The following is a 26,654-nucleotide window of genomic DNA, read 5'->3' as shown; positions in this document are numbered from 1 at the left end:
CACCATCGCCGCGCGCTGTCGTCAGCTCGATCCGGCTACCCTCCAGCCGCACACCGACTTCCACTGGTGGCCCAGGCCGGTTCAGCCGAGCTGATCACCCGGAGACGGTATGACACGCCCCGCCTGACGGCCCGGGCCGCTGCCGCTATACCGGCGGCATGAACGACATCGCCCCCCCCGAACGCCGCTTTCCCGACCTGAAGGCCGACCACGCCATCCCGCCCGACCTGAAGGCGGCGGGCTGGAAGCCGGTGCCGGCCCGGGACTACCCGGCCATGATCGGTCCCTTCCTCGCCCGCCGGGCCGGGGAGGGCTGGGAATACGCCTTCCAGCCGGAGCAGCGGCATCTCAACATCGGCGGCGTCGTGCATGGCGGCATGCTGATGAGCTTCGTCGACGACGTGCTGGGAATGACGGTCTGGGAAGCCGCTGGCCGCAAGCCGGTGACCACCGTGCAACTCAACAACCACTTCATCGCCCCGGGCAAGCTGGGCGAGTTGATCACCGGCCGCGGCGAGGTGCTGCGGGCGACGCGCAGCGTGGTCTTCATCCGTGGCATGCTGACCCAGGGCGACAAGGTCCTGACGCATGCCGACGGGGTGTGGAAGATCCTCGGCAGCGCCTGAGGCGTTGAGGTCCGTCCGAGGGAAGGAAAGGCAAGGTCGGGGAGGGAAACAAATCGTCCCTCCCCGAACCCCTCCCGTTCCTTTTGGGAAGTGGCTTTCGCCACGCGGAGGGGGCGAGAAACACAGAAACAGACGAGGGGTCCGGGGAGAGTACCTTTTCCCCGGCCGCCCTTCGGAAGAACAAAAGGGAGAGTACAAGTCATGCGCTCAGCCGTCATCGTCTCCACCGCGCGCACGCCGATCGGGAGGGCCTATCGCGGCGCTTTCAACGACACCCAGGCCCAGGCTCTCGGCGGCCATGTCATCTCGGCCGCGGTGCAGCGGGCGAGGCTCGACCCGGCCGAGGTCGAGGACGTCGTCATGGGTGCCGCCCTGCAGCAGGGCAGCCAAGGCAGCAATTTCGCCCGGCAATGCGCGCTGCGGGCCGGGCTGCCGCACAGCGTCCCCGGCATGTCGCTCGATAGGCAATGCTCCTCCGGCCTGATGGCAATCGCCACCGCGGCCAAGCAGGTGATCGCGGACGGCATGCAGGTCGCCGTCGGCGGCGGGCTGGAGTCGATCTCGCTGGTGCAGAACGACAAGGTGAACCGCTTCCGCACCCGCGACCCTTGGCTCGAGCAGCACGTCCCGCAGCTCTACATGACCATGCTGGAGACGGCCGAGATCGTCGCCGACCGCTACGGCATCAGCCGCGACGCGCAGGACGAATACGCCCTGCAGTCGCAGCAGCGCACCGCCGCCGCCCAGGCCGCCGGGCGGTTCGAGGCCGAGATCGTGCCCCTGGCCAGCACCATGGCGATGCAGGACAAGACCACCGGCGAGATCACCCGCAAGGAGGTCACGCTGACAAAGGACGAGGGCAACCGCGCCGACACCACGCTGGAAGGGCTGAAATCGCTGAAGCCGGTCTTCAAGGACGGCCAGCGCGTCAAGGAAGGCCGCTTCATCACCGCAGGCAATGCCAGCCAGCTCTCTGACGGCGCCAGCGCCTGCGTGCTGATGGAGGAGGGGGAAGCTTCCCGCCGCGGCCTGCATCCGCTCGGCATCTATCGCGGCATGGCGGTCGCCGGCACCGACCCGGACGAGATGGGCATCGGCCCGGTCTTCGCCATCCCGAAGCTGCTGCAGCAGCACGGCCTCAAGGTCGGCGATGTCGGGCTCTGGGAGCTGAACGAGGCCTTCGCCTGCCAGGTGATCTATTGCCGTGACAAGCTCGGCATCCCCGGCGAGTTGCTGAACGTCGATGGCGGTGCCATCTCGGTCGGCCATCCCTATGGCATGAGCGGCGCGCGGATGACGGGCCATGCGCTGATCGAGGGCAAGCGGCGCGGCGCGAAGTATGTGGTGATCACGATGTGCATCGGCGGCGGCCAGGGTGCCGCCGGGCTGTTCGAGGTCGCCTGAGGAAGGTGGGCGGAGGGAACGCCGTTCCCTCCCCAGGCCTCACCCTTTCCATCCGGAAGTCGGCACGCGCTGCGCCTCGGCTGCCGACCTACGGGTCCGGACAAGGAAATGGACGCCAGAGGCGTCGTGCGGCGGACTGCTTTCTCCTGGCCCTTGCGGTCAAGCCCGTGCCACGCCCTGTAATTCTTGCGCGCTCAACTCGGCCAGCAGGGCCCAGACCCGGTCGGGGTCCATGCGGATTTCCGGGTCGTTCAGCAGCCGGTCCAGCTCGGCAAGCTTGGCCTGGAACTCACGCTCGGTCATGCAACCACATCTCCCGGTTCGGCTGCGGTGGCAGCGTATGATGAAGCCGGGGAGAAACGTGGCTGATACACGCCGGTTGCGTTGCGCAACGCGGCGTGCAGCATCTCACATCGAGGAGAGAATCGCCGGCGCCAGCCCGGGATGCTTCGCCGCGGCATGGCTCGGGTTGCGGAAGCGCAGCTCGCCCTCGGGCGCCGCGTCCGGCCCGCCGAACATCTCGAAGCGGGAGGCGCAGGAGACCGCCACCACCTGCCGCGCTGGCGGCGTGGTCAGGAAGCGGCGCACCGCGCCTTCCAGCTCCAGCTGCTCGCCGCGCAGGGCGCGCCAGTCCAGCCGGTCCAGGTCGTCGAGGAAAATCGCCAGGATCCCCGGATGCCGGCCGGAAAGCCGGGTCTCCGCGGCCAGCGTGGCGCTGCGGCAGACGGCGGCGGCGATCTCGTTCTCCCGCCCCGCCCGTGCCGCCATGGCGAAGACGCTGCCGCTGCCGGCTTGGGTGGTGACGGCCAGGTGCGCTTCCGGCCCGAACTGCGCCCGCAGCCGCGCCGGCAGGCCGCTGCCGGCCCGGTCCTGCGCCTGGGCGCCGGCCAGCACCAGCGGGTCGAGCTTGAGCACCGCCTGGGCGCCGCTGTCCTGCCGCTTCTCGGCGACCAGCATGGCGCTGATCCGCTGCTGCAACTCGGCCAGCTGGTCGGGGCCGGAGATGCCCTCCGGCAGGGTCATTTTCAGCAGGTAGCGGCCGGGATGGGCGGCCAGCCAGGTCTGCAATTCGGGGTTGATGGCATCGACCAGCGCCCACCAGTCGCCGCGATGCACCGGCCGGCCTTCCTCGGCCGAGACGCACTCGCAGGCCACCTCGGCCCTGGCGCCGCCGCGCTCGACCAGCAGGTCGTAGGGGGCGTTCTCGGCCAGGCCGTGGAAGGCCACGGTGAAGCCGCGCTGCCGCAGCAGCGACGCGGTGCGCAGCAGGTGGAAGAAGGGGATCAGCGTTGCCGGGCCGGTCAGCCCCGCCAGCACGCGGTCCTGCAGCCGGGCGCGGCCGGCGGGAGGCAGACTCTCGGCCAGCGCCACGGCATCCTGGGCCAGGGCGCAGAAGCGACGTTCGGCGGCGCCGGCCTTGGCCAGGGCGCGGCGGTCCGAAAGGCGCGAGAGCGCAAGTTCCAGCGCGTGCCTTTGCTGCGCGGCGCGGCCGCTGAGCGAGCCCGATCGCATCCGCAGGCCGAGCTCGGCCACGCGGGATTGCCAGGGGCCTTCGCCGCAGAGCGCGATGAATGCGTCGAGTGCCGGGCTGTCGTCGGCCAAGCCAGTCGTCGGGGGATCAGCGAAGGGCATGGCCGCGTCTCACACTCCTCGTTGTCAGCACCTTTCCCAACCTTCTTACCAAGGGTCAAGGGCACAGGTGGCGGCGCAACGCGCTCTGGCTATCTAAGTTGTGGCGACAACGCGGTCTCGCCAGAAAAGTGTGGGGCATGGCATGGCAGGAATGACCGCTTTGTTGCGGGTGGCGGAGCCGGGGGGCCTGGCATCGCGCTGGAACTTTCCGGCTGCGATCGGCAGCCCGCTGGCCGCCCCCGGGGGCATCGGCGATCCGGCGACCGTCAGCTACGGCTTCATGCAGGCGCTGCCGGCCTATGACACGGCGGCCGACCACCCCGGCTTCCAGCCCTTCGGCGCGGGGCTGCAGGCGGCGGCGCAGTCGGCGCTGGCGGCCTGGTCGGCGGTCTGCGGCATCGGCTTCGTCCAGGTGCCGGATGCCGGGCCGGGCGGGGAGGGCGGCGGGTCGATCCGCTTCGGCCGCGACGTCCGGGCCGATGGCGGATTCACCTGGTTTCCCGACTACGCCTATTCTGTCGACGCCGCGGGGCGGATCGCCGGGGCGGAGCCCTATGCCCGCGGCGGCGATGTCTGGCTCTCGGCCGACCCCTCGCTGGATGCGCAGGCGCCGGGCGCCTATGGCCGTTATGCCATCGTGCACGAGATCGGCCATGCGATCGGGCTGAAGCACCCCTTCGAGGGCAGCGATACCCTGCCGCCGGCCGAGGCCACCCTCGCGCTCAGCATCATGGCCTATGCCGTTCCGGCCAGTTTCGGCGTGGTGACCGTGGAAGGGACGCCGGACGCCTATCGCTGGACCGGGACCAACCTGTTTCCCGCCGGCCCGATGCAGGTCGACATCGCCGCGGCGCAATACCTGTATGGCCCGAACCTGGCGACCAATGCCGGGGATACCCACTATGCCTGGGCGCCAGGGGAGCGCTTCCTGCAGACCGTCTGGGATGCCGGCGGCACCGACATGATCGATGCCGGCAACCAGGCGCTGGCCTGCGTCATCGACCTGAACGAGGGCCATTCCAGCAGCATCGGCATCCGCGCGACGGAGGCGGAGCGGCGGGCGGAACTGCCGGACTGGGCGGTAGCGGCGCCGACGCCGAGCTATGACGGGCGGGACAACCTCTGGCTTGCCTGGGGGGTGACGATCGAGGGGGCGCGCGGCGGCGCCGGCGACGACGTGCTGATCGGCAATGCCGCAGACAACGGCCTCGCCGGCGGGCCAGGCAACGACATCATGATCGGCGGCGGCGGCTGGGACACCGTCACCCTGCCGGGCACCCGCGCGGAGACGCTGCTGCTGCCCCAGGCAAATGGCAGCTGGTGCGCCTTCGGCCCGGGCGGCAACGACGTCCTGCTGCAGGTCGAGGCGGTGCTGTTCGACGACGGCGCGGTGCCGATCGCGCCGCCGGACTGGATGGCGTGACGGCTGCCGGCCGCCGCCCTCAGAGGCGTCCTTGCCTGGCCCAGCGGATCGCATCCTCGAGGTGGTCGTCGCCCCAGAAGACTTCCCCGCCGACGACGAAGCTCGGCGAGCCGAACAGGCCGAGCCGGCGCGCCTCCCCGGTCTCCCGGTCGAGTTCCTGCACGATGGCCTCGCTCTCGGCCAGCGCGAGGATCCGCTCCGTCCCGTCCGCCTGGCCGCATTCCGCGAGGGCGAGGCGGAGGTTCTCCTCTCCCCCGGTGCCGATGCCCTGCTCGAACCAGAGCCGATAGGCCGCGCGGACATAGTCGGGCCCCCAGCCCTCGGCCATGCCGACCAGCGCCACGCGGTTGGCCCGCGGCGGGCTCGGCGCCGGATAGGGCACCGGCAGGCTGGCGCGCAGGCCGTGCAGGGCCACGCGGCGCCCGATGTCGCGCCACATGTAGTGCATCTTCGCCGTGCCCGGCAGGAAGGGCAGTTGCGTGGCGCCGGTCAGCGGGCCGACCGTCCTGAAGGGCCGCAGCCTGATCGCGACGCCCGCGGCGCGCGCCATCGCGTCGATCCGGCTGACGGTGAGGAAGGTGTAGGTGCTGCCCATCGTGAACCAGACGTCGATCGCCGGTGCCGCCATCCGATTGCCTCCCCGCTGCCCAGGAAGGGCATTACAGCGAGGCAACCTTGCCGCATCAACGGCGCGTTCCGGCTGCCGGCGCGGTCGTTACCGGTTGCGCGGCAGCCGCGCCTCGGCCGCCGCATCCGGGTTCTGCGCCCGGTGCCGCAGCAGGTGGTCGGCCAGCACCAGCGCCACCATCGCCTCCCCCACCGGGACGGCGCGGATGCCGACGCAGGGGTCGTGCCGACCCTTGGTCAGCACCTCGACCTCCTGCCCGAAGCGGTCGACCGAGCGCCGCGGCGTCAGGATCGAGGAGGTCGGCTTCACCGCGAAGCGGGCGACCACGGACTGGCCGGTGGAGATGCCGCCGAGGATGCCGCCGGCATGGTTGTCGCCGAAAATGACGCGGCCATCGGGGTCCATCCGCATCTCGTCGGCATTGCCCTCGCCGGTGAGCGCCGCGGCGGCGAAGCCCTCGCCGATCTCGACGCCCTTCACCGCATTGATGCCCATCAGCGCCGCGGCGATCTCGGCATCGAGCTTGCCGTAGATCGGCGCGCCGAGGCCGGGCGGGATGCCCTCCGCCACCACCTCGATGACGGCGCCGAGCGAGGAGCCTGACTTGCGCGCCTCGGTCAGCATGGCTTCCCAGCGGATGGCGGCGTCGCGGTCGGGGCAGAAGAACGCGTTCTCCTCCGACGCCGCCCAATCCCAGGCGGCGCGGTCGATGCGGTCGGGGCCCATCTGCACCAGGGCGCCGCGGACGGTCACCTCGGGGCCGAGCACCTTGCGGGCGACCGCGCCGGCGGCGACCCGCATCGCGGTTTCCCGCGCGCTGCTGCGGCCGCCGCCGCGGTAGTCGCGGATGCCGTATTTCAGGTCGTATGCCAGGTCGGCATGGCCGGGGCGGTAGCGGTCCTTGATCTCCCCGTAATCCTTGCTGCGCTGGTCGGTGTTGTCGATCAGCAGGGCGATCGGGGTGCCGGTGGTCAGGCCTTCGAAGGTGCCGGACAGGATGCGGACCTCGTCGGCCTCCTGCCGCTGGGTGACGAATTTCGACTGGCCGGGGCGGCGGCGGTCGAGGAAGGGCTGGATGTCGGCCTCGGTCAGCGCCAGGCGGGGCGGGCAGCCGTCGACGACGCAGCCGATGGCCGGGCCATGCGATTCGCCCCAGGTGGTGACGCGGAAGAGGTGGCCGAAGCTGTTGTGGGACATGGACGCCTGATGCCGGAGGGGCGGAGCCCTCACGGGCTGCGCAGCTTGAGTTTATCGAAGAACAGCAGGATGGCGAAGGCGTGCCAGTGCAGGCCGGCCGGCAGCGCGCCGCCATGGTCGGGCCGGAGGTGCGGGCCGGGGACGAGACCCCAGCCGCCGGCGAGGCGGGCGACCGGCTCGTTCCGGTAGTCCATGGCGTCGTCGGCGGCGCGGCCGGAGGCCCAGTTGGCGGCGCGGGTCCGCACCGCCGGATCGATCAGCGCGAAATCGGCCCGCAGCGCGGGCAGGCGCAGCCAGAGCGCCGTGCCGAGCCCGATGGCGGCGAGCAGCGGGCCGAGCCGCCGGGCAAGCTCCGCGGCGCGGCTGGGCGCCGGCAGGGCTGCGGCGAGGCAGAGCAGCGCGACGGCGAACATGCCCTGGCGCAGCGCCTCGTGCCGCTCGCAGCAGAGCAGGCCGAATTGCCGATGCGCCATGGCGACCGACACCAGGGCGGTGCCGAGCAGCGCCAGGGCGGCGAGCAGGGCCGACAGCCGCGCCGAGCGCGTGGCCGGCGCCGGCAACAGGGTCCAGAAGCCGGCCAGGAGGGCGAGCTTCAGCGTGATGCCGAGCGGCAGGTTGCCGACCCTGCCGTTCTGCCGCTGCAGGCCGAGCGCCGACCAGGCCCAGTCCGGCAGCCCCGCCAGCAGGCCCGCCGCGGTGCTGCCGGCAGCCGGGCCGGGCAGCAGGACCTCGTGCGCCGCCGCCGCGCGATTCAGCGCCAGGACGAGCAGCACGCCGCCGGCCAGCAGCGCCGGCAGCAGCCAGGCCCAGGCGGGCGCCTGCGGCGCGAGCCAACGAGCCGATGCGGGCAATCTCCGCGCCGCGGCCAGCCGGGCGAGCTGCGCCAGCCCGAGCAGCAGCACGAATACCGCCCCCATCTCGACGCTGCCGGCCGTCAGCAGCAGCGCGGCGCAGAGCGCGGCAGGATGGCCGCGGCCGATCAGCAGCAACGCCGCGGCACCCATGCCGGCAAAGGCCGGCAGGTAGGCCAGGCTTGCCGCCGGCCAGAACCACATCTCCCCGGGCCGGGCGAGCAGCAGGGCGGCGGCGAAGAGGGCCAGCGGCGTGGCCAGGCTCAGCCGGGCGTTGCGCGCCGCGGCCAGAAGCAGGAGCAGCGCGCCGCCCCAGGCGGCAGCCAGCACGGGCACGATGCCCGGGACGTCCTGCCAGGCGACCAGGCGCGAATAGGCGAAGAGCAGCACCTCGGACACCGGCCGGGGGCTCCAGCCCAGGATGCGTTCGGCGACCTGGGCCCAGCCCGACTGGCCGTGTTGCGCGAATTGCAGGAACTCGTCCGGCCGCCAGCCACCGAGCGGCAGCAGCAGGGCATGCGCGGCAATGGCGGCGAGCGATACCAGGCCCAGCGCAAGGCCGGCCGGGCCTGCCGCTGGCCTGGCCATGCCGCCCTGCCTCAGACCGTGCTGATATCGGGCGCGTCGACCGCCTTCATGCCGACGACGTGGAAGCCGCTGTCCACGTGATGCACCTCGCCGGTGACGCCGGCCGAGAGGTCGCTCAGCAGGTAGAGGCCGGCGCCGCCGACTTCCTCAATGCTCACGTTGCGCTTCAGCGGCGCGTTGTACTGGTTCCACTTGAGTATGTAGCGGAAGTCGCCGATGCCGCTGGCCGCCAGCGTGCGGATCGGCCCGGCCGAGATCGCATTGACCCGGATGCCGATGCCGCCGAGGTCGACCGCGAGGTAGCGCACGCTGGCCTCGAGCGCCGCCTTGGCCACGCCCATCACGTTGTAATGAGGCGTGACGCGCTCCGCGCCCAGGTAGCTCATGGTCAGCAGCGATCCGCCCGGCTTCATGAGCGGTACCGCATGCTGGCTGACAGAGACGAAGGAATAGGCGGAGATGTCGAGCGCCTGCAGGAAGACGTCGCGCGGCGTATCCAGGTAGCGCCCCCGCAGGTAGTCCTTGTTGGCGAAGCCGATGGCATGGACCAGGAAGTCCATCCCGCCCCAGGCATCCTTGATGGCGGCGAAGGCGGCATCGACGCTGGCATCGTCCGTCACGTCGCAGGGCAGCACCAGGGAGGAGCCGAGGCTCTCCGCCAGCGGGCGGACCCGCTTCTCCAGCGCCTCGCCCTGATAGGTAAAGGCGACCTCCGCCCCTTGGGCCGCCAGCGCGCGGGCGATGCCCCAGGCGATCGAGCGATCATTGGCGACGCCCATGATGAGGCCCCGCTTCCCGGCCATCAAGGTGCCGGTGGGAGCATCGGCGAGGGGCGCGTCTGACATGCGGGACAGGGACCAGCTTGTTGCGGATGGGCAGGCGTGGTGGCACACCCCCGGACGCCGGGCAAGGGATTCCGGCCGCACGCTTCGTGACCCGGGATTACCGCCATGGACAGCACCGCCGCCGACCCGTTCGCCCGTTTCGAGGCCTGGATGGCGGAGGCAGCAGCTTCCGAGCCGAACGACCCGAACGCCGTCTGCCTGGCGACCTCGACGCCGGAGGGGCGTCCCTCCGCCCGCATGGTGCTGCTGAAGGGCATCGATCCGCGCGGATTCGTCTTCTACACCAACCTCGAGAGCCGCAAGGGCGGCGAGCTGCTGGCCAACCCCTTCGCCGCGCTCTGCTTCCACTGGAAGAGCCTGCAGCGCAGCGTGCGGGTGGAGGGCGCTGTCGAGCGCGTCTCCGACGCCGAGGCGGATGCCTACTACGCCTCCCGCGCCCGGGGCTCGCGCATCGGCGCCTGGGCCAGCCGGCAGTCGCGCCCGCTGGAAGGCCGCTTCGCGCTGGAGAAGGCGGTGGCCGAGTACACGATGAAATTCGGCATCAGCGAGATTCCCCGGCCGGAATTCTGGTCGGGCTTCCGGGTGCTGCCGGAGCGGATCGAGTTCTGGCGCGACATGCCCTTCCGCCTGCACGACCGCCAGGTCTTCCACCGGGTCGCCGGCAGCGGCGCGGCGGGGGCATCCGCGGCCTGGCGGGTCGAAGCGCTTTATCCGTGACGTCGCGCCGGGGGCGCGCGGGCGCATGATACCGGCGGCGCAGGCCGAGGCCGCGGCGCTGCTCCGCCGCCTCGCCGGCGCCGATCCGGTGGAGACGCACATCTCCGCCGTCTTCGTTGGGCCGGACACGGTGTGGAAGCTGAAGAAGGCGGTGGCGCTCGGCTTCCTCGACTTCTCGACGATCAAGGCGCGCGAGCATTTCCTGCGGCGGGAACTGGCGATCAACCAGCCGGTCGCGCCGGCTCTTTACCGCGACGCGGTGCCGGTGACCCGGGCGCCGGACGGCACCCTGGCGCTGGGCGGGCCGGGCGAGCCGGTGGACTGGGTGTTGCGCATGGCGCCGGTCCCGGCCGGCGATTTCCTCGATGCCGTGGCGGCGCGCGGCGGGCTGGACGAGGCGATGCTGGACGCCATCGCCGATGCCGCCTTCGACCTGCACGCCGCCCTGCCGCCGGTACCCGGGGTGGATGCGGCGGCCGCGCTGCAGCGGGTGCTGCAGGGCAATGCCGCGGCGGCGCTCGCCGCCGGCCTGCCGCCGCCGCGGATCGAGGCGCTGGCGGCGGCGACGCGCGGCTGGATCGCCCGGCTCGCGCCCATCCTGGCGGCGCGCGCCGAGGCCGGCCTGGTGCGGCGCTGCCACGGCGACCTGCACCTCGGCAATCTCTGCCTGTTGCAGGGCCGCGTGACGCCCTTCGACGCGCTGGAGTTCGACGAGGCGCTGGCGACCATCGACACCGGCTACGACCTCGCCTTCCTGCTGATGGACCTCGGCTACCGGGTCGGCCGGGCCGCGGCGAACCGGGTGCTGAACCGCTATGTCGCGCGAAGCGGCGATGCCGGGCTGGTCGCCGCCCTGCCGGTCTGGCTCTCGCTGCGGGCAATGATCCGGGCGCATGCTGTGGCGAAGGCGCAGGGCGTAATCCAGGGCCAGCCCTATCTCGACCTGGCCGAGGCGATGCTGACACCGCCGCCGCCGCGCCTGGTCGCGGTCGGCGGGCTGCAGGGCACCGGCAAGTCCCGCCTGGCCCGAGCCCTGGCCCCGGCGCTCGGCGCTGCCCCCGGCGCGCTGGTCCTGCGCAGCGACGAGATCAGGAAGCGCCGGGCCGGACTGACGCCGGAGCAGAGGCTGCCGGCGGAGGCCTATGCGCCGGAGGCCAGCGCGGCGGTCTTCGCCGAGCTCGCCGGCCAGGCCGCCGAGGCGTTGCGCGGCGGCCATGCCGTCATCGCCGACGCCGCCTTCCTGCGGCCGGAGGAGCGCGCGGCGATCGAGGCGGCACGCGCGAAGGCCCCGTTCCAGGGCTTCTGGCTGGAGGCGCCGCTCGAGGTGCTGCGCGCCCGCGTCGCGGCGCGCCGCGGCGATGCCTCGGATGCCGATGCCGCGGTGCTGGCGGCGGCCGCGGCGCGCGATCCCGGGCCGATCGGCTGGCAGCGGCTGGATGCCGCGGCCGACCCTATTCCGGCGGCACGTGCGGCCCTGGGCTTGAACCGGGACGATCCGTGATAGACATGTCTGAAATGCGCCTTCGGGGAGATGCGCCATGGCCTACCGTCGCCTGCTTCTGCCGCTGACCGGCACCGCTGCCGGGGAAGCCGCGCTTGCCACCGCGCTGAGCGTGGCGCGCATCTGGAATGCCCATGTGCATTGCCTGCATGTCCGGGTGGATGCGCGGGACGTGGCGCCGCTGGCCGGCGAGGGCCTTTCGGGCGCCATGATCGAGGAGATGATGGCGGCGACCGAGCGCGAGAGCGGTGAGCGCGCCAACCGCGTCCGCGCGCTGTTCGAGCGCTTCACCGGCCATGCCGGCGGCGTGGCGCTGGCCAACAGCGCCGAGACCGCGCTGAAGACCGACGGCCCGACCCTGTCCTTCGAGAGCATCGCCGGCCGCGAGGAGGACGTCGTCGCGCAGCAGTCCCGGCTGTACGACATGGCGGTGGTGCCGCATCCGGAGGCGGACGAGGACGTCTCCTCCTCCGACGCGCTGCATGCCGTGCTGTTCGATTCCGGCCGGCCGGTGCTGATCGCCCCGCGCGAGGCGCCGGCGACCATCGGCACCCGGGTCTGCTGCGCCTGGAACGGCTCGGCCGAGAGCGCCGCCGCCATCGCCGCGGCGCTGCCCTGGCTCCACCGGGCGAATTCGGTCCAGTTGCTGTACGCCGACGAATACCAGCGGCGCGGCCCGACGGTGGACGGCATCCGCAGCTACCTGCGCTGGCACGAGATCGAGGCCGAGCCGAAGCTGTTCAAGCCGCTGACCAAGGATGTCGGCGCCGGGCTGCTGGGCGCGGCGCGCGACTTCCGCGCCGACCTGCTCTGCATGGGCGCCTATAGCCATTCCCGGCTGCGGCAGCTGATCCTGGGTGGCGTGACGCGGCACATCCTGGAAAACAGCGACATGCCCGTCCTGATGTGCCGCTAGCCCCCACCACGCTGGTCCGGCCCGCCGCGGAGCACCTGGCGGAGTACGAGGCGGCGCTCCGCCGCGGCTGGTCCCCGGACAATGTCCGCGGCGAGTCGGCGCGGCTGGAGCAGCTGGAGAGGATCGCGTGCGCTACGGCCGGCTTCCTCGGCGGCCTGGATGACCGGGAAGCGCGGGGCGGTCCGATCATCCTGCCGGATGGCAGCCAGGTGCTGCGCCTGCCCGGCTTCCATCGCTGGATCTGGGCGGATGGCTTCTGCGGCGCGATCGGCTTTCGCTGGCAGCCCGGCACGCCGGCGCTGCCCGCCCATGTGATCGGCCATCTCGGCTATGGCGTGGTGCCCTGGCGGCGGCGGGAAGGGCAGGCGACCCGTGCGCTCGGCCTGCTGCTGCGGGAGGTGGCGCCGCTCGGCCTGCCTTGGGTCGAGGTCGCGGCGGAGCCGGACAACGCCGCATAAATCGCCGTGATCACCGCGAACGGCGGCGTGCTGGTGGCGCGCTTCACCACCGGCCCGGAATTCGGCAGCCGGCCTGGCTTGCGCTTCCGGATCGGGCTTCCGGCGCCATAGCCGTCCCTGATGATGACGATCACCCCCGGCCCATGGCGAAGCACGGCGGGCTGGACCATCTTCCGCCCCAACGGACGACAAACCCGTCCGGCATGGGGATAGAATGATCGATGTCCGCCCCTTCAAGACCCTCGGTGGCGCCAACCACGGCTGGTTGAAGGCGAAACACCACTTCTCCTTCGCCAGCTACCATGACGACGCTCGGATGAACTGGGGCCGCCTGCGCGTCTGGAACGACGACGAGATCGCCGCCGGCACCGGCTTCGACCCGCATCCGCACCGCGACATGGAGATCATCACCTATGTCCGGGAAGGCGCGATCACCCACAAGGACAGCCTGGGCAATACTGGCCGGACCGAGGCTGGCGACGTGCAGATCATGTCGGCCGGCACCGGGGTGGTTCACAGCGAGTACAACCTGGAGCCGGAGACGACCAAGATCTTCCAGATCTGGATCATCCCCGACCGCCGCGGCGTGAAGCCGAACTGGGGCGCCAAGACCTTCCCCAAGGCGACCCGCGAGGCGGGGTTCGAGGTGCTGGCCAGCGGCCGCGAGCAGGATGCCGGGACCGGCGCGCTGCCGCTGAACGTCAACGGCGCGGTGCTGGCGACGACGCTGAAAGCCGGCCAGACCCTGCGCCAGCCGCTCGCCGAGGGCCGCGCCGCCTACCTGGTGCCGGCCAAGGGGGCGGTGACGGTGAACGGGCAGGCGCTGGGCGCCCGCGACGGTGCCGGCATCGTCGATGAGCCGGTGATCGAGATCACCGCCAGCGAGGATGCCGAGCTGGTGCTGGTCGAGGTCGCCAAGGAGTAGCGGGAAGGGGGCGGGTGACCGCCCCCTTTTCCATGCGCCGCTTTGGCGCCCCGTTTCTTGCGCGCGATCTTGGCACCCTCTTTCTTGCGCGCGGTTTTGGCGCGACGCTGCCTCCCACCAAACCGCGGGAGGACACCATGCCGAAGATCCAGGCCGAGAAGCTGCGCGAGCTCGGCCGCGCGCTGCTGGTCGCCAACGGCGTGCCGGAGAGCGAGGCGGCGACCGTCGCGCGGCACGTGGTCAATGCCAACCTGGCCGGCCACGACAGCCATGGCATGATCATGCTGCCCAACTACATCGAGCGGGTGAAGGCCGGGCATATCGTCCCCGGCGCACCCCTTACCATCATCCAGGAAAGCCCGACCACCACCGTCGTCGACGGCAATTGGGGCTTCGGCTACGTCGTCAACGAACAGGCGATGGCGCTGACGATCGAAAAGGCGCAGGCCAGCAACATCGCGGCCACCACAGTCTTTCGCCAGGGCCATGTCGGAAGGCTGGCGAGCTACCCGCTGATGGCGGCGAAGGCGGGGATGATCGGCATGGCCTGGGCCGATAGCGGCCGTTCCCCCAAGGGCGTCGCCCCATTCGGCGGGCGGGAGGCGCGGCTCGGCACCAATCCCTGGGCCATTGCCGTGCCCTCCGACCTCGACGGGCCCTTCTGCATGGACTTCGCCACATCGGCCGTGGCGATGGGCAAGATCAAGCTGGCCGAGGCGCGCGGGCAGGAGATCCCGCTGGGCTGGGTGGTCGACAAGGATGGCGACCTGACCACCGATCCTGCGAAGATCAAGGGCGGCGCGCTGATGCCGCTGGGCGGGACGGAGGGCTACAAGGGCACCGCCCTGGCGGCGATGGGGGAGATCTTCTGCGGCATCCTCACCGGCCTCGGCTTCGGCGTGGAGCCCAGCGGGCGCCACAACGACGGCTGCTTCCTGATCGCCATCAAGGTCGAGGCCTTCCGGCCGCTGCTGACCTTCCGCCGCGAGGTCGCCGATTTCGCCCACTACCTGAAGGACACCCCGCCGGCCAAAGGCAGTCAGGGCGTGCTCTATCCGGGCGAGGTGGAGCACCGGGCGGAGCAGGCGCGCGGCGCCGCGGGCATCGAGATCGAGGACGCGACCTGGAGAAAGCTCGGCGAGCTGGCCGCGGCGGGCGGCGTGGCGATGCCGGCCTAGGCAAGGTCGGGGAGGAAAAGTATTCCCTCCCCGAACCCCACCCTTCCTTTCTTTGAGTCGGCTGCCGCCGCGCGTCGAGTGCCGGCTCACAGAAATAGATGAGGGGTCTGGGGAGAATACTTTCTCCCCAGCCTTTCCTTCTTACGGCTTCGCCCGGTCCCGGCTGACCTCGCGCACCATCCGATGCACGAAGTCCAGCTTCTCGATCGCCGGCGGCGACAGCACGAAGGGATAGAGGTCCGGCGCGCCCATGCAGCGGTTCAGGCTGTTCACCGCGAAGGTCAGCGGCAGCCAGGCCTCCACCAGCGGCTGGATCGACTCCTGCGCATAGGGGTCGAAATCGATCGCGGCATCAAGGTCGTCGGTCTTCGCCACCTTGGGCGAGACCTGCAGCCCGAAGGCATCGGCCATCTCCAGCGTGTCGATGATGTGCAGGTAGTGCGCCCAGGTCTCGGCGAAATCTTCCCAAGGATGGGTCGTCGCATAGGCGCTGACGAAATGCGCCTGCCAGTCGGCCGGCGGGCCGGACTGGTAGTGGCGCTGCAGCGCCGCGTTGTAGTCCTGGCTGTCGTCGCCGAAGACGGCGCGGCAGGCCTCGAGCCGTCCGCCGTCGCGCACCAGCAGGTCCCAGTAGTGGTGCCCGCTCTCGTGCCGGAAATGCCCGAGCAGGGTGCGGTAGGGCTCGCCCATCGCGGTGCGGCGCTTCTCTCGCTCGGCATCGTCCGCTTCGACCAGGGCGATGGTGATCAGCCCCTCGTCGTGCCCGGTCATGACGCGGGACGTGCCGCCCTCCGGCGGGTCGGCCAGCACGTCGAAGGTAAGGCCGTGCCGCGGGTCCTCGATGCGGTCCTGCAGCGGCAGGCCGAGCCGGAGCAGGGCATAGACCAGCCGCCGCTCGGCATCCTGGATCTTGCGCCAGGGGATCAGGTTGGCCGTGACGGTCAGGTCGGGCACGGTGCGGTTGTGCCGGCAGGCCGCACAATAGGCATCCGTCGTGCCTTCCGGCACCAGCCAATTGCAGGCGTCGTATTGCGCATTGGTGCAGAACAGCCGGCGCTGGTCGGGCTTGGCCAGCGGCTGCCATTCGTTGCCCTCGCCAGGCTCCACGGCCGAGAGCCGGGTGACCTCCGGCAGGAAGCCGAGGCGATGGCCGCAGCGCTCGCACTTGGTGTTCTCGAAGTACAGCACCTGATCGCAGTGCTGGCAGCGGAAAAGTTTCATGCGGGGCCTCCGGGACTTGCCCGGCGGCAGGTCGCGGGCAACGGGAGGACGCGCGAAAACCCGCTTGGTTTCGCAAGTGCGAAGGCTTGTTGCCGGGCCGGGGCTACTTGCTGGCGACGGCCGGCCGGTCCGCGGCACTCGCGCTGCCCCGGAGCCAGCCGGCGACCGCCGTGGCGATGTCCTCCAGCCGCCGCTGCCGGCCGGTGTCGATGGCGACCGTCGCGGTGATGCCGGCGCGCAGCGGCGGCTCCCCCGGGAAGGGCTGCAGCTGGATTTTCACCGGCAGCCGCTGCACCACCTTCACCCAGTTCCCGGACGCATTCTGCGGCGGCAGGATGGCGAACTCCGCCCCGGTCGCCGGGCTGATGCTCTCGACCACGCCTACCCAGGTCACCTCCGGGTACAAATCGAGCACCACGTCCACCGTCTGCCCCGGCACGATATGGGTGAGCGTCGTCTCCTTCAGGTTCGCCTCCACCCAGGGCCGGCGCTCGGAGACCAGGGCGAAGACCGGCGTCGCCGCCTTCACCTGCTCGCCCCGCTGCAGCCGCATGTTGACGATGGTGCCGCCGACCGGCGCTGCGATGGTGGTACGCCGCAGGTCGAGCAGCGCCTGGTCGCGCTCGGTGACCCGCTCCCGCACCGTCGGGTGCTCGTCGGTCGGCAGGTCGGGATTGCCCTTCAGCGTGGTCAGCAGCCGCACCAGGCGCTGGCGGACCACGTTGATCCGCTCGCGCGCCACGTCGGCATCGTTCTGCGTCTCCTCCATCTTGCTCGGCGCGGCGACGCCGCGGGCGTGCAGGTCCTGCTGACGGCGGGCCTGGCGCGCCAGGTACTCGGCCCGGGCCTGCAACTCGCCGAGCTCGCTCTGGGTCTCGCGGTAGGTCGCGCGGGCGGTCTCGACCAGGGTGCGGGCGGCGTCGAGCTCGGCCTCCGCCTTCTCGACCGCCAGGCGGAAGGGCTCCGGGTCCAGCCGCAGCAGCACGTCGCCGGCGGCGACGCGGCTGTGGTCGCGCACCGCGACCTCCAGGATCCGGCCGGCGACCTCGGGCGCGACCTGGACGATGTCGGCCTTCACATAGGCATTCTCGGTGGTGACGTAGCGGCCGCCGCGCTGCCAGATCAGCGCGGTGCCGGCGAGCGCCAGCAGCGGCACGCCGAGCAGCAGCACGGCGCGCAGCAGGCGCCTGGCCGGCGGGGCGGCGGTCATGGCGCCGCCCCGGGCCGCGCCTCGGCCCGCCCCTCCGGCCGGCGGGCGCCCATGCCGATGAGCTGGGCTTTCACCCGCTCCATCAGATCGCTGAGCGCCTCGCGCTCGCCCTCGTCGAGCGAGGCCAGGGCGTCGTCGAGCAGCCCCTCGGCGATCAGCCCCATCTCGTCCTGCACCGCCCTGGCCTCGGCGGTGAGGAAAAGCCGGTTGATGCGGCGGTCGGCCGGGTCGGGGCGGCGGGTCAGCCAGCGGCGCCGCTCCATCCGGTCGATCATCCGCCCGGCGGTGGCGCGCTCGACTTCCAGCATCTCGGCCAGTTCGGACTGGCTGATGCCGGGGTGGCGGTCCAGCCGGCTGAGCACCAGCCATTGCGCCCGGGTCAGCCCCATCCGCCTCACCCTCCGGTCGAAGGAGGACCGCATCAACCGCGCCACGTCGGCGATGAGGAAGCCGATATGGCGCCGGTCCTCCGGCGGGGCAGGCGCGGGCAGGGCGGGGGCTGGACGCGGCATCGGAGGCTCGCCCTCGTTTGTTGCCTAAGTCATCATCGCCCGGCACACTTTCGTCAAGGTTACGAGGCGGTCCCACCCGAAAATGTCCGACACGGCCGAGAGCCCGGAGCTGTCCGTCGCCCGCCGGGTGCTGATCCTGGCCGCGGTGGTGCTGTGCTCGACGCTCTACGCCACCACGCTGCTGGTGGCATCGACCCTGCTGCCGCAGATGCAGGGCAGCATGGCGGCGACGCCGGACGAGATCGCCTGGACCACCACCTTCAACATCCTGGCGACCGCCATCGCCACCCCGACCAGCGGCTTCCTCGCCGCCCGCTTCGGCCGCAAGCGGGTGCTGCTCACCGCCGTCATTGGCTCGACCGTGGCGACCTGGCTCTGCGGCCAGGCCGAGAGCCTCGAGGCGCTGGTGCTCTGGCGCATCCTGCAGGGCGGCATCGGGGCGCCGGTGGTGCCGCTGGCCAATGCGATCGTGCTGGACAGCTTTCCCCGGCGGCAGGCCGGCCTGGTCAGTTCGATCTTCGGCATGACCGTCGTGCTGGGGCCGGTGATCGGCCCGGTCTTCGGCGGCATGCTGGCCGAAACCTACAACTGGCGCTGGGCTTTCTACATGATCGTCCCAGCGGGTGCCCTGGCCGCGGCCGCCGTCGCCGTCATCCTGCCGGCGGACCGGCCGGGCCAGCGGGTGCCGATGGACTGGACGGGATTCCTCGCGCTCGCCACCGCCATCGCCTGCCTGCAGCTGGTCTTCTCCCGCGGGCAGCGGCTGGACTGGCTGGAGAGCTCGGAGATCATCGCCGAGATCGGCATCGCCGCGCTCGCCTTCTACGTCTTCCTGGCGCATTCGCTGACGACGGACCGGCCCTTCCTGAACCTGCGGCTGCTGCTCGACCGCAACTATGCGCTCGGCCTGGTGCTCGTGCTGATCTACGGGATGGTCAACTTTACCCCGATCGTGCTGCTGCCGACCCTGCTGCAATCCTATGCCGGCTATCCCGACAGCATCATCGGCCAGATCGTCGGCTATCGCGGCATCGGCGGCGTCATCGGCTTCGGCAGCACCCTGCTGATCGGCCGCTGGGACCCGCGGCTCGGCATGACCATCGGCTTCGGCCTGCTGGTGGTCTCGGGACTCTGGCTGATGAGCCTCGACCTCAACGTCGATGTCGACACGCTGCTGCTGAACGCGGTGCTGCAGGGGATCGCGGTCGGGATCATCTGGGTGCCGTTGACGGTGCTGACCTTTCGCACCCTCGACAGCCGCTGGACCGCCGAGGCGATGTCGCTGTTCCACCTTCTGCGGAACCTGGGGTCGAGCCTCTTCATCTCGCTGAGCGTGACCGAGATCGTGCGCTCCACCACCATGAACTACAGCCGGATGACCGAGCTGGTTTCGCCCTACAACCGGGCGCTCTCGGTGCCGAACCTGATGGGCGGCTGGAGCCTGGAGACGCTGCAGGGCCTGGCGCGGCTGTCGAAGGAGATCGACCGCCAGGCGGCGATGATCGGCTACCTCAATGCCTTCGGCCTCTACATGGCGGCTTCGGCGATCGCCATCGGCTTCGTGCTGCTGGCCAGGGGGAAGCCGCGGGCGGCGGGATAGGCTGGGTGGCGGCTGCGGTTCAGCCGCCCGCCGCGGCGTCCTCGCCCACCGGCTCCAGGTCCACCCCGATCTCCAGGCCGTGGTCGCCGCCGCCCAGCATCACCCCGCGCACCGGGCTGATGTCGCCGTAGTCGCGGCCCCAGCCCAGCACCACGTGCTCGTCCCGCACCAGCACGTCGTTGGTCGGGTCGAGTTCCACCCAGCCGTCCTCGGGGCCGAGCCAGGCGCCGACCCAGGCATGGCTCTGGTCGGCGCCGCGCCGGCGCGGCTGGCCGGGCGGCGGGCGGGTGCGGATATAGCCGGACATGTAGCGCGCCGGCAGGCCGATCGACCGCAGGCCGCTGATCATCAGGTTGGTGAAGTCCTGGCAGACCCCCTCTCGCCGCCGGAGGATCTCGGCGACCGGGGTATGCAGGTCGGTGACGCCGGCACGGAAGCGGAAATCGGCGCGGATCCGGTGGTTGAGCTCGAGCAGCCCGGCCAGCACCGGCCGTCCCGCCGGGAAGCTCTCGGCGGCATAGGCGCCGGCCGCCGGAACACCTGGGCACATCGGGCTGTCAAAGCGGAATTCCGCCGCCTGCCAGGCGCCCGGCCCACCGGCGCGCGCCAGCGCCGCCACCCGTTCCCAGGGCAGCGTCGCCTCCGCCGGCGGCGGGGCCGGGTAGCCGACCTCGACCTCCGCCTCGGCCGTCACTTCGAAAGCGTCGTGCGGCGCGTCGATGAACAGCCAGGTCACCGCATTGCCGAAATGATCCAGCCGGTCCTGCCGGCGCGAGGCCTCCGGCAGCGTCGAGATCGCCGCCGAGACTACCCGCTGGTAGGGCAGGTCACGCGGCCGCAGGTGCAGCATATGCGCGGCGAGGTCCACCGTGCTGCCATAGGCGTAGCGGGTGGTATGGCGGACCCGGTAGATCACGCCGCGCCGCGCAGCCAGATCGCCGGGGCGGGGCCCAGGCTGTGGGAGGCCGGCAGCAGCGCGAACCAGCGCCGGGTGATGCCGTCGGAGAGCGTGGCGACCGCGTCTTCCATCGCCACCAGCCGCGGCCGCAGCCGGACCGCTGCCTCGGCCTGGGACGGTGCCTCCGCCACCTGCCGCACCATCGCGCCCGCTTCCTCGATCAGGGATTCGGCCATCTGCTCCAAGGGTGACCCGGGCTTGCCCTCCAGGTCCACCAGCATGTCGCGCGCCGCCGCCAGCTGGAAGGCGAGGCCGCGCGGATTGCCTTCGTCGGCCAGCACCAGGTCGAGCACCGGCGCCGCCTGCAGCACGGTAAGGTACCGGCTGCGGTAGGTGATGACCGAGTCGCGCAGCTCGAGCGCCAGCCGCAGCCCCGGCTCCAGCTTCGCCGGCTGGCTGGCGGCACCCGGCTGTTCCAGCGCCCGGGTCAGCTCGGCGACGATCGCCTGGGCGCGCTCCACCCGCCGGCCGAGGTCGAGGAAGAGCCTGCCTCCGCCGCGTACCATGTTCTCGGCGGCAAGGCCCGCGACGGTGGCGGCGAAGCCCAGCACGCCGGCGCTGGCATGGCCCAGCGCTTCCAACCCATGTGCCTCGTCGCGGCCGAGCGGCACGGCGTCGAACTCTTCCGCCAGCTGCCGCAGGCCGCGGTTCAGCGCCAGGTGCATCTCCCCGGTCAGCCGGTCGCGCAGCAGCCCGGCGAGGCGGGCGACTTGGTTCAGCAGGGACTGAATCCGGCCCCGCTCCCGCACCGCCCGCAGCAGGGCGCGGGTCACCGGGATGGTGCCGATCTCCCGCGCCGTCTCGGCGTCCAGCAGCCCGGCCCGCACCAGGCAGGCGGCGAGGCTCTTCAGCTCGGCCAGCTCGCGCGGGCTCGGGCTGGTGGTGGCGAGGCGGGCGGCACTGGCGCGCAGCAGCCGCGCGGCGCTTTCCAGCCTTTCGAGGTAGCGTCCCAGCCAGAAGAAGTTGTCGGCGACGCGGCTCGGCAGGTCGCCGGTGCCGCGGCGGATCGGCAGCGATGGGATGCTCAGCTGCTGCGGCCCCTGGACCTCGGCCATGTCCTCGAAAGGGACCCAGACATCCTTGCTGAAGCCCATCGCCGGGCGGGCGCCAGTGCCCGGGTCGGGCGCCGGGAAGGCGCGCGCAAGCCCGCCCTGCAGCGCCTGCCAGCCGCGGCCGTCATGCACCAGGAAGAGCCGCAGGATCACCGGCCGCGGCTCCAGCCCCCGCGGCCCCGAGCAGGGCGCGACCGAGGCCGGCATGCGGGCGGAGACGGCGTATTCCTCGGGCGCGGCCAGGATGCGCTGGGCCAGCTCGGCCCGCGCCGCGTCGGGCAGGGCGGCGGCGGTGATGGAGCGTACCGTGCCGTCCACCGCGCGGCGCACCATCCAGCGGTCGAGATCGGCGCCGACGATGGCGCGCGCCGCCGGGTCGCCCAGCCAGAGGGTGCGGGCGCCGGCGAGGCGCAGCGGCTCGCCCAGCAGGCGCTGGGCCAGCGCGGGCAGGAAGGCGGCCAGGGCCGGGGCCTCGGCGAAGCCGGCGCCGGGGTCGTTGACGATGCGGACGGTGCCGGACCGAACCGCGTCCAGCAGGCCGGCGACGCCATGCCCCGGGCTCTGGTCGCCCTCCAGCGGGTCCATCTGCCGGCCGTCCACCCGGCGCAGCAGCACGTCGACCGGCTGCAGCCCGCGCAAGGTCTTCAGGTAGAGCGCGCCGTCCCGCACCGTCAGGTCGCCGCCCTCGACCAGGGCACAGGAGAGCCGGCGGGAGAGGACGACGTGCTCGTACCAATGCGGGCTGGAATGCCCGGCGGTGAGCATGGCGACGCCGGGGTTGCGGCCATCCGCCGCCGGCGGCGCCAGCCGCTGCAGGCTGTCCTGCCAGATGTCGAAAAAGGGGCCGTGCCGCCGGAGCTCGCGCGCCCGGACCAGCTCCGGCACGTAGCGCGACAGGGCGCGGCGGTTCTCCAGCACATGCGCGAGGCCGGTGGCCCCCGCCGTGCGGTCCGACAGTACCCGCCACTGGCCGTCCGGGGCGCGCAGCAGGTCGGCGGAGTAGAGGTGCAGCAGCGGCCCCCGGCGATGCCCGGCGGCCTCGCGGCAGGACCGCAGGAAGGCCGGGTTGGCATAGACCAGGGCCGGCGGCAGCAGGCCTTCCGCCAGCAGGTGCTGCGGGCCGTAGACGTCCTGCAGCACCGCTTCGAGCAGGTCGGCACGCTGGGCGAGGCCGGCGGCGAGCGCATCGAATTCGCCCGGCGGCAGGATCAGCGGGACCGGGTCGCAGCGCCATGCCGGGATATTGGCGCCGCCCGGCAGCAGGCTGGTGGCGCCTTCCTCGATGAAGTGCTGGTCGAGCAGCCCGGCACGTTCCGCCAGCTCGCCCCGGCCGAGCGAGGAGAGGGCGCCGAGCAGCCCGCCCCAATGCGGGCGGAAGCCGCCGGCGCCGTCGACCATTTCATCGAGCGGGGCGGAGTCTGTCATGCCTGGACGGTGATGCCATGATCGGCGCCCCGCGGCGAGGGGGCTGGGTCGCCGGACGCAACCGCCGCAGGTGATCGCCCCGCCCGGGCGCGGCGGGGGCCGCGGCCCCGCCATATGCCCGGAGCACCCTGCCGGAGTTTCAGGCCGGCGGGCTGCCCTGGCTGGCTGCCGACGAGGCAGGCTCACGCCTGCGGGCAGCTCCGCCCGCAGGCGATCCGCTTCAGCCGGCGCGCCGTAGGTCGAGCGACCGCGTCGATTCCCGCGCAAGCAGCGGCCGCGGCGGCGGCATCGGTCCCGGGGTATGGCCGAAGGGCTGGAACCGGGTGCGCCGCCGGGCCTCGGCCTCGTTTGCATTGACCGGCAGGGTCTCGTAGTTCCGCCCGCCGGGATGGGACACGTGGTGGGTCAGCCCGCCCAGGCTCCGCCCGGTCCAGCGGTCGTAGACGTCGAAGACCAGCGGCGTCTGCGCCCGGATCGTCGGGTGCAGCGCGGAAGGCGGGTCCCAGGCCTTGAAGCGGATGCCGGCGACGTACTCGCCTTCCGTCTCCGTCCGGGTCAGCGGCACCGCGTAGCCGTTGCAGGCCAGCACGTAGCGTTCGTCCACCCAGCCCGCGACCTTGGCCTGCAGGCGTTCGGTGCTGCTGTCGACGTAGCGCACCGTGCCGCCGCCGCCCGGCTCCTCGCCCAGCACGTGCCAGGGCTCGAGCGCATGCCGGAGTTCCAGCCTGGCGCCGCGCAGCGTCACCTCGCCGATCAGCGGGAAGCGGAATTCGAGGTGCGGGGCGAACCAGTCCTCGGCCAGCGGAAAGCCGAGATCGGCCAGCTCCCGCAGCACGTCGCCGAAGTCCTGGGCGACGTAGTGCGGCAGCATGAACTCGTCGTGCAGCCGCGTGCCCCAGCGGACCAGGCGGCGGTCATAGGGGGTCTTCCAGAAGGCGGCGATCGCGCTCCGCATCAGCAGCATCTGCGCCGCCGCCATCTGCGGATGGGGGGGCATCTCCAGCGCGCGGTACTCGACCAGGCCGAGCCGGCCGGAGCTGCTCTCCGGCGCATACATCTTGTCGATGCAGAACTCGGTCCGGTGGGTATTGCCGGTCATGTCGGCGAGGATGTTGCGGAAGAGCCGGTCCACCATCCAGGGCGGCGTCTCCTCCCCGGCCGTGATGCGGGAAAAGGCGATCTCGAGCTCGGCCAGGCTGTCCTGCCGCGCCTCGTCGACGCGCGGATGCTGGCTGGTCGGGCCGATGAACAGCCCGCTGAACAGGTAGGAGAGGCTCGGGTGGTTGTGCCAGAAGCCGAGCATGCTCTTCAGTAGGTCGGGCCGGCGCAGGAAGGGGCTGTCCTTCGGGCTGGCCGCGCCCATGACCACGTGGTTGCCGCCGCCGGTGCCGACATGCCGGCCATCCAGCATGAACTTCTCGGCCGAGAGCCCGGTCTGCCGGGCTTCCTCGTACAATTGCTCGGTGCGCGTCACCATCTCCGGCCAGGAGGTCGCGGGGTGGATGTTCACCTCGATCACGCCGGGGTCGGGGGTGACGGAGAAGTTCAGGATCCGCTCGTCGCGCGGCGGCAGGTAGCCTTCCAGCACCACCTTGCGGCCGCACTCGGCCGCCGTCGCCTCCACCGCCGCGGCGAGGTCGAGCCAGTCCTCCGCGGCCTGCAGCGGCGGAAAGAAGACGTGCAGCAGCCCGCCGCGGGCCTCGACCGCCATCGCGGTGCGGACCACGCCGGGATCGGAGCGGCCGACCACCGGCAGGTCCTGCGGCACCGGGCGGAAGCCCTCGGCGCCCATGCCGGGGGCGAAGCCTTCGCCGCGCCCGGGCGCTCGCGGGTCCTGCTGCGGGACCAGCCGCCAGGCATCGGGCGTCATGCCCCCCGCGGCGGCGCCGCGCATGCCGGGCCTGGACCGCTCGAAGGCCTGGCGCGGCGGCAGCGGGCCGGCGGGGGCGAAGGGATCGGCCTCGCTCTCGAAGATCCGCGCCGCATCCTCCTCGGACATCCAGGGCAGGCTTTCCAGCGGCAGGCGGAAGCCGACCGGGCTGTCGCCGGGCACCAGGAACATGTGGTCGCCGCGGAAGAACCAGCGGCCGGACTGCCAGCGCCGGGCACCGTCCTCGATCACGCGGCGGATCGGCAGCACCGAGCCGACCTGGGCGGTCAGCCCCTGGCCGAAGACCTTGGCCAGCCGCGCCCGCTCCAGCGGGTCCTTGAGCTTCGCGTCGTCGACGACGACGTTTGCCGGCAGGCGCTTCTCGCGCCAGAGGAAGTAGTGGATGTCCTCGTAGGCCGGATTGACCAGCGCCGGGTCGAGCTGCAGCCGCTCTGCCAGGATGCGGGCGAAGCGGTCGGCATCCTCCGCCGTCGCGTCGTCGGTGTCGTCGTCGGAGGCCAGCAGCGCCGGGTCCTGCCAGACCGGCTCGCCATCCTTCCGCCAATGCGCATAGAGCGCCCAGCGCGGCAGCTGCTCGCCCGGGTAGTGCTTGCCCATGGCGTATTGCAGCGCGGCGCCGGGCGACCAGAGCGGCACCAGCCGGCGCAGCAGCCGCCCGGCATAGCGCCGCTTGGTGGGGCCGAGCGCCGCGGTGTTCCATTCCGGCGCGTCCATGTCGTCGGTGGCGATGAAGGTCGGCTCGCCGCCCATGGTCAGCCGCACGTCGCCGTCCCTGAGCGCCGCATCCACCGCCTGGCCGCCGGCCAGGATCCCCTGCCACTGCCGGTCCGAATACGGCTTGGTGACCCGCGGCGTCTCCCGCACGCGCGTCACCGTCATGGCGAAGTCGAACTCGGTCTCGGCCTTCTCCGCGAGGCCGCTGATGGCCGCGGCCGAGGCCGGCTCCGGCGTCGCCGCCAGCGCGATGTGCCCCTCGCCGGTCATCAGGCCGGAGGTGGCGTCGAGCCCGACCCAGCCGGCGCCGGGCAGGTAGACCTCGGCCCAGGCGTGGAGGTCGGTGAAATCCTCGGTCGGACCGGAGGGGCCAACTAGCGCCTTCTGATCGGCAACGAGCTGGATCAGGTAGCCGGAGACGAAGCGCGCGGCGAGGCCGAGATGCCGCAGCGTCTGCACAAGCAGCCAGGCACTGTCACGGCAGGAGCCGCGCCGGTTGCCGAGCGTCTCCTCCGGCGTCCAGACGCCGGGCTCCAGGCGCACGACATAGGCGGTGCGCTCCTGCACCCGGCGGTTCAGGTCGACCAGGAAGTCGACGGTGCGCGTCTCGGCGCGCGGGATCTCGGCGAGGAATGTCTGCAGCAGCGGCCCCGGCGCCTCCAGCTTGCGGAAGGGGGCGAGCTCCTGGTCCAGCACCGCGTCGTAGGCGAAGGGGTAGGTCTCCGCCTCGGGCTCAAGGAAGAAGTCGAAGGGGTTGATCGTCGCCATGTCGGCGACGAGGTCCACTTCCACGCTGAAATGCGTGACGCGGTCGGGGAAGACGACGCGGGCGAGGTGGTTGCCCTGCGGGTCCTGCATCCAGTTGAGGAAATGCGGCTTCGGCTCGATCTTCAGCGCGTAGCTGACCACCGGCGTGCGGGCATGCGGCGCCGGTCGCAGGCGGATGGTCTGCGGCCCGAGCGTGATCGCCCGGTCGTAGCGGTAGCGGGTAGCGTGATTGAGCGCGACGTGAAGCGGCATGATCGGGAAGCCTGCGAAGAGTCAGCCGGGTTTACAGCAAAACCGGCGCCATGCGCGGCATGATGATCCGGGGATGGAGGGTTGCGCCCAGCGTCCGTCGGGCGCCCAAAATGCGGGCAGATGCCTGCTTTAGGAAGCAGTGGAGGCAATTGCCGTCCGCGT

General features: G+C 71.8%; 22 protein-coding genes. 10 read left to right on the top strand and 12 right to left on the bottom strand.

All coding sequences use genetic code 11. From position 1 onward, the window contains the following. Positions 1–158 precede the first annotated feature (158 nt). Positions 159–626, top strand: a complete 468-nt coding sequence (locus tag E2C06_RS20860) for a PaaI family thioesterase (protein WP_133290549.1) — start codon at positions 159–161, stop codon at positions 624–626. Positions 627–827: 201 nt separating this feature from the next. Continuing rightward, on the top strand, positions 828–2,030 hold the full coding sequence (locus E2C06_RS20855) for an acetyl-CoA C-acyltransferase (protein WP_133290548.1): 1,203 nt from the start codon (positions 828–830) through the stop codon (positions 2,028–2,030). A gap of 159 nt (positions 2,031–2,189) precedes the next feature. Here E2C06_RS20855 and E2C06_RS20850 read toward each other — a convergent pair whose 3' ends face one another. Continuing rightward, complete coding sequence (locus E2C06_RS20850; RefSeq protein WP_133290547.1) at positions 2,190–2,333, bottom strand: peptide chain release factor 1; 144 nt, start codon at positions 2,331–2,333, stop codon at positions 2,190–2,192. A gap of 105 nt (positions 2,334–2,438) precedes the next feature. After that, on the bottom strand, positions 2,439–3,662 hold the full coding sequence (locus E2C06_RS20845) for a hypothetical protein (RefSeq protein WP_133290546.1): 1,224 nt from the start codon (positions 3,660–3,662) through the stop codon (positions 2,439–2,441). 151 nt (positions 3,663–3,813) lie between these two features. Here E2C06_RS20845 and E2C06_RS20840 point away from each other — a divergent pair, with 151 nt between their 5' ends. Continuing rightward, a complete protein-coding gene (locus tag E2C06_RS20840) occupies positions 3,814–5,085 on the top strand; it encodes a zinc-dependent metalloprotease (protein ID WP_165982526.1) in 1,272 nt (423 codons plus the stop codon). A 19-nt stretch (positions 5,086–5,104) separates the two neighbouring features. Here the strand turns inward: E2C06_RS20840 and E2C06_RS20835 are convergent, their stop codons facing one another. The 4 genes from E2C06_RS20835 to fabI all read right to left on the bottom strand — a co-directional run bounded on the left by E2C06_RS20835 (position 5,105) and on the right by fabI (position 9,194). Continuing rightward, entirely contained in the window at positions 5,105–5,713 is a 609-nt protein-coding gene (locus tag E2C06_RS20835; protein ID WP_133290544.1) for a 2-hydroxychromene-2-carboxylate isomerase, read from the bottom strand. A gap of 87 nt (positions 5,714–5,800) precedes the next feature. Then, on the bottom strand, positions 5,801–6,910 hold the full coding sequence (gene aroC / locus E2C06_RS20830) for a chorismate synthase (RefSeq protein ID WP_133290543.1): 1,110 nt from the start codon (positions 6,908–6,910) through the stop codon (positions 5,801–5,803). 29 nt (positions 6,911–6,939) lie between these two features. Beyond that, complete coding sequence (locus E2C06_RS20825; protein WP_133290542.1) at positions 6,940–8,349, bottom strand: hypothetical protein; 1,410 nt, start codon at positions 8,347–8,349, stop codon at positions 6,940–6,942. Positions 8,350–8,360: 11 nt separating this feature from the next. Further along, positions 8,361–9,194: an enoyl-ACP reductase FabI gene (gene fabI / locus E2C06_RS20820; protein WP_133290541.1), complete on the bottom strand. Its 834-nt coding sequence runs from the start codon at positions 9,192–9,194 to the stop codon at positions 8,361–8,363. Positions 9,195–9,299: 105 nt separating this feature from the next. On the opposite strand from fabI, the gene pdxH reads away from it, so the two are divergent. The 6 genes from pdxH to E2C06_RS20790 all read left to right on the top strand — a co-directional run bounded on the left by pdxH (position 9,300) and on the right by E2C06_RS20790 (position 14,889). Next, positions 9,300–9,911, top strand: a complete 612-nt coding sequence (gene pdxH, locus E2C06_RS20815) for a pyridoxamine 5'-phosphate oxidase (protein WP_133290540.1) — start codon at positions 9,300–9,302, stop codon at positions 9,909–9,911. A 25-nt stretch (positions 9,912–9,936) separates the two neighbouring features. Beyond that, positions 9,937–11,412, top strand: coding sequence for a bifunctional aminoglycoside phosphotransferase/ATP-binding protein (locus E2C06_RS20810; protein ID WP_133290539.1), 1,476 nt, complete (start codon positions 9,937–9,939; stop codon positions 11,410–11,412). A 37-nt stretch (positions 11,413–11,449) separates the two neighbouring features. Further along, positions 11,450–12,328 (top strand): universal stress protein, encoded by an 879-nt coding sequence (locus E2C06_RS20805; protein WP_133290538.1) that lies wholly within the window; start codon positions 11,450–11,452, stop codon positions 12,326–12,328. Beyond that, positions 12,319–12,786, top strand: coding sequence for a GNAT family N-acetyltransferase (locus E2C06_RS20800; RefSeq protein WP_206664622.1), 468 nt, complete (start codon positions 12,319–12,321; stop codon positions 12,784–12,786). Before E2C06_RS20805 ends, E2C06_RS20800 begins: the two co-directional genes overlap by 10 nt. A 214-nt stretch (positions 12,787–13,000) precedes the next feature. Continuing rightward, positions 13,001–13,711, top strand: a complete 711-nt coding sequence (locus tag E2C06_RS20795; RefSeq protein ID WP_133290537.1) for a pirin family protein — start codon at positions 13,001–13,003, stop codon at positions 13,709–13,711. 137 nt (positions 13,712–13,848) lie between these two features. Then, complete coding sequence (locus E2C06_RS20790) at positions 13,849–14,889, top strand: Ldh family oxidoreductase (RefSeq protein WP_133290536.1); 1,041 nt, start codon at positions 13,849–13,851, stop codon at positions 14,887–14,889. Between the two features lie 141 nt (positions 14,890–15,030). Here the strand turns inward: E2C06_RS20790 and E2C06_RS20785 are convergent, their stop codons facing one another. The 3 genes from E2C06_RS20785 to E2C06_RS20775 form a co-directional block, all read right to left on the bottom strand. Then, complete coding sequence (locus E2C06_RS20785) at positions 15,031–16,110, bottom strand: zinc-binding metallopeptidase family protein (protein ID WP_133290535.1); 1,080 nt, start codon at positions 16,108–16,110, stop codon at positions 15,031–15,033. A 103-nt stretch (positions 16,111–16,213) separates the two neighbouring features. Continuing rightward, a complete protein-coding gene (locus tag E2C06_RS20780; protein WP_133290534.1) occupies positions 16,214–17,320 on the bottom strand; it encodes an HlyD family secretion protein in 1,107 nt (368 codons plus the stop codon). Further along, the gene (locus E2C06_RS20775; RefSeq protein WP_133290533.1) at positions 17,317–17,832 is read right to left on the bottom strand and encodes a MarR family winged helix-turn-helix transcriptional regulator; all 516 of its coding nucleotides are present in this window, start codon (positions 17,830–17,832) and stop codon (positions 17,317–17,319) included. The genes E2C06_RS20780 and E2C06_RS20775 overlap by 4 nt, the downstream gene beginning before the upstream one ends. 82 nt (positions 17,833–17,914) lie before the next feature. Here E2C06_RS20775 and E2C06_RS20770 point away from each other — a divergent pair, with 82 nt between their 5' ends. Beyond that, the gene (locus E2C06_RS20770) at positions 17,915–19,432 is read left to right on the top strand and encodes a DHA2 family efflux MFS transporter permease subunit (RefSeq protein WP_133290532.1); all 1,518 of its coding nucleotides are present in this window, start codon (positions 17,915–17,917) and stop codon (positions 19,430–19,432) included. A 19-nt stretch (positions 19,433–19,451) separates the two neighbouring features. Here the strand turns inward: E2C06_RS20770 and E2C06_RS20765 are convergent, their stop codons facing one another. The 3 genes from E2C06_RS20765 to E2C06_RS20755 all read right to left on the bottom strand — a co-directional run bounded on the left by E2C06_RS20765 (position 19,452) and on the right by E2C06_RS20755 (position 26,492). Continuing rightward, positions 19,452–20,348, bottom strand: coding sequence for a transglutaminase family protein (locus E2C06_RS20765; protein ID WP_133290531.1), 897 nt, complete (start codon positions 20,346–20,348; stop codon positions 19,452–19,454). Further along, positions 20,345–22,867 (bottom strand): circularly permuted type 2 ATP-grasp protein, encoded by a 2,523-nt coding sequence (locus E2C06_RS20760; RefSeq protein ID WP_165982525.1) that lies wholly within the window; start codon positions 22,865–22,867, stop codon positions 20,345–20,347. Before E2C06_RS20760 ends, E2C06_RS20765 begins: the two co-directional genes overlap by 4 nt. A 220-nt stretch (positions 22,868–23,087) precedes the next feature. Then, entirely contained in the window at positions 23,088–26,492 is a 3,405-nt protein-coding gene (locus E2C06_RS20755; protein WP_133290529.1) for a transglutaminase family protein, read from the bottom strand. Between the last annotated feature and the right edge of the window lie 162 nt (positions 26,493–26,654).

Origin of the sequence: Dankookia rubra (assembly GCF_004355005.1) — a bacterium.
Lineage (GTDB): Bacteria > Pseudomonadota > Alphaproteobacteria > Acetobacterales > Acetobacteraceae > Paracraurococcus > Paracraurococcus ruber_A.
The sequence above is the reverse complement of the archived record's forward strand: the minus strand, read 5'-3'. Positions and strand labels throughout refer to the sequence as shown.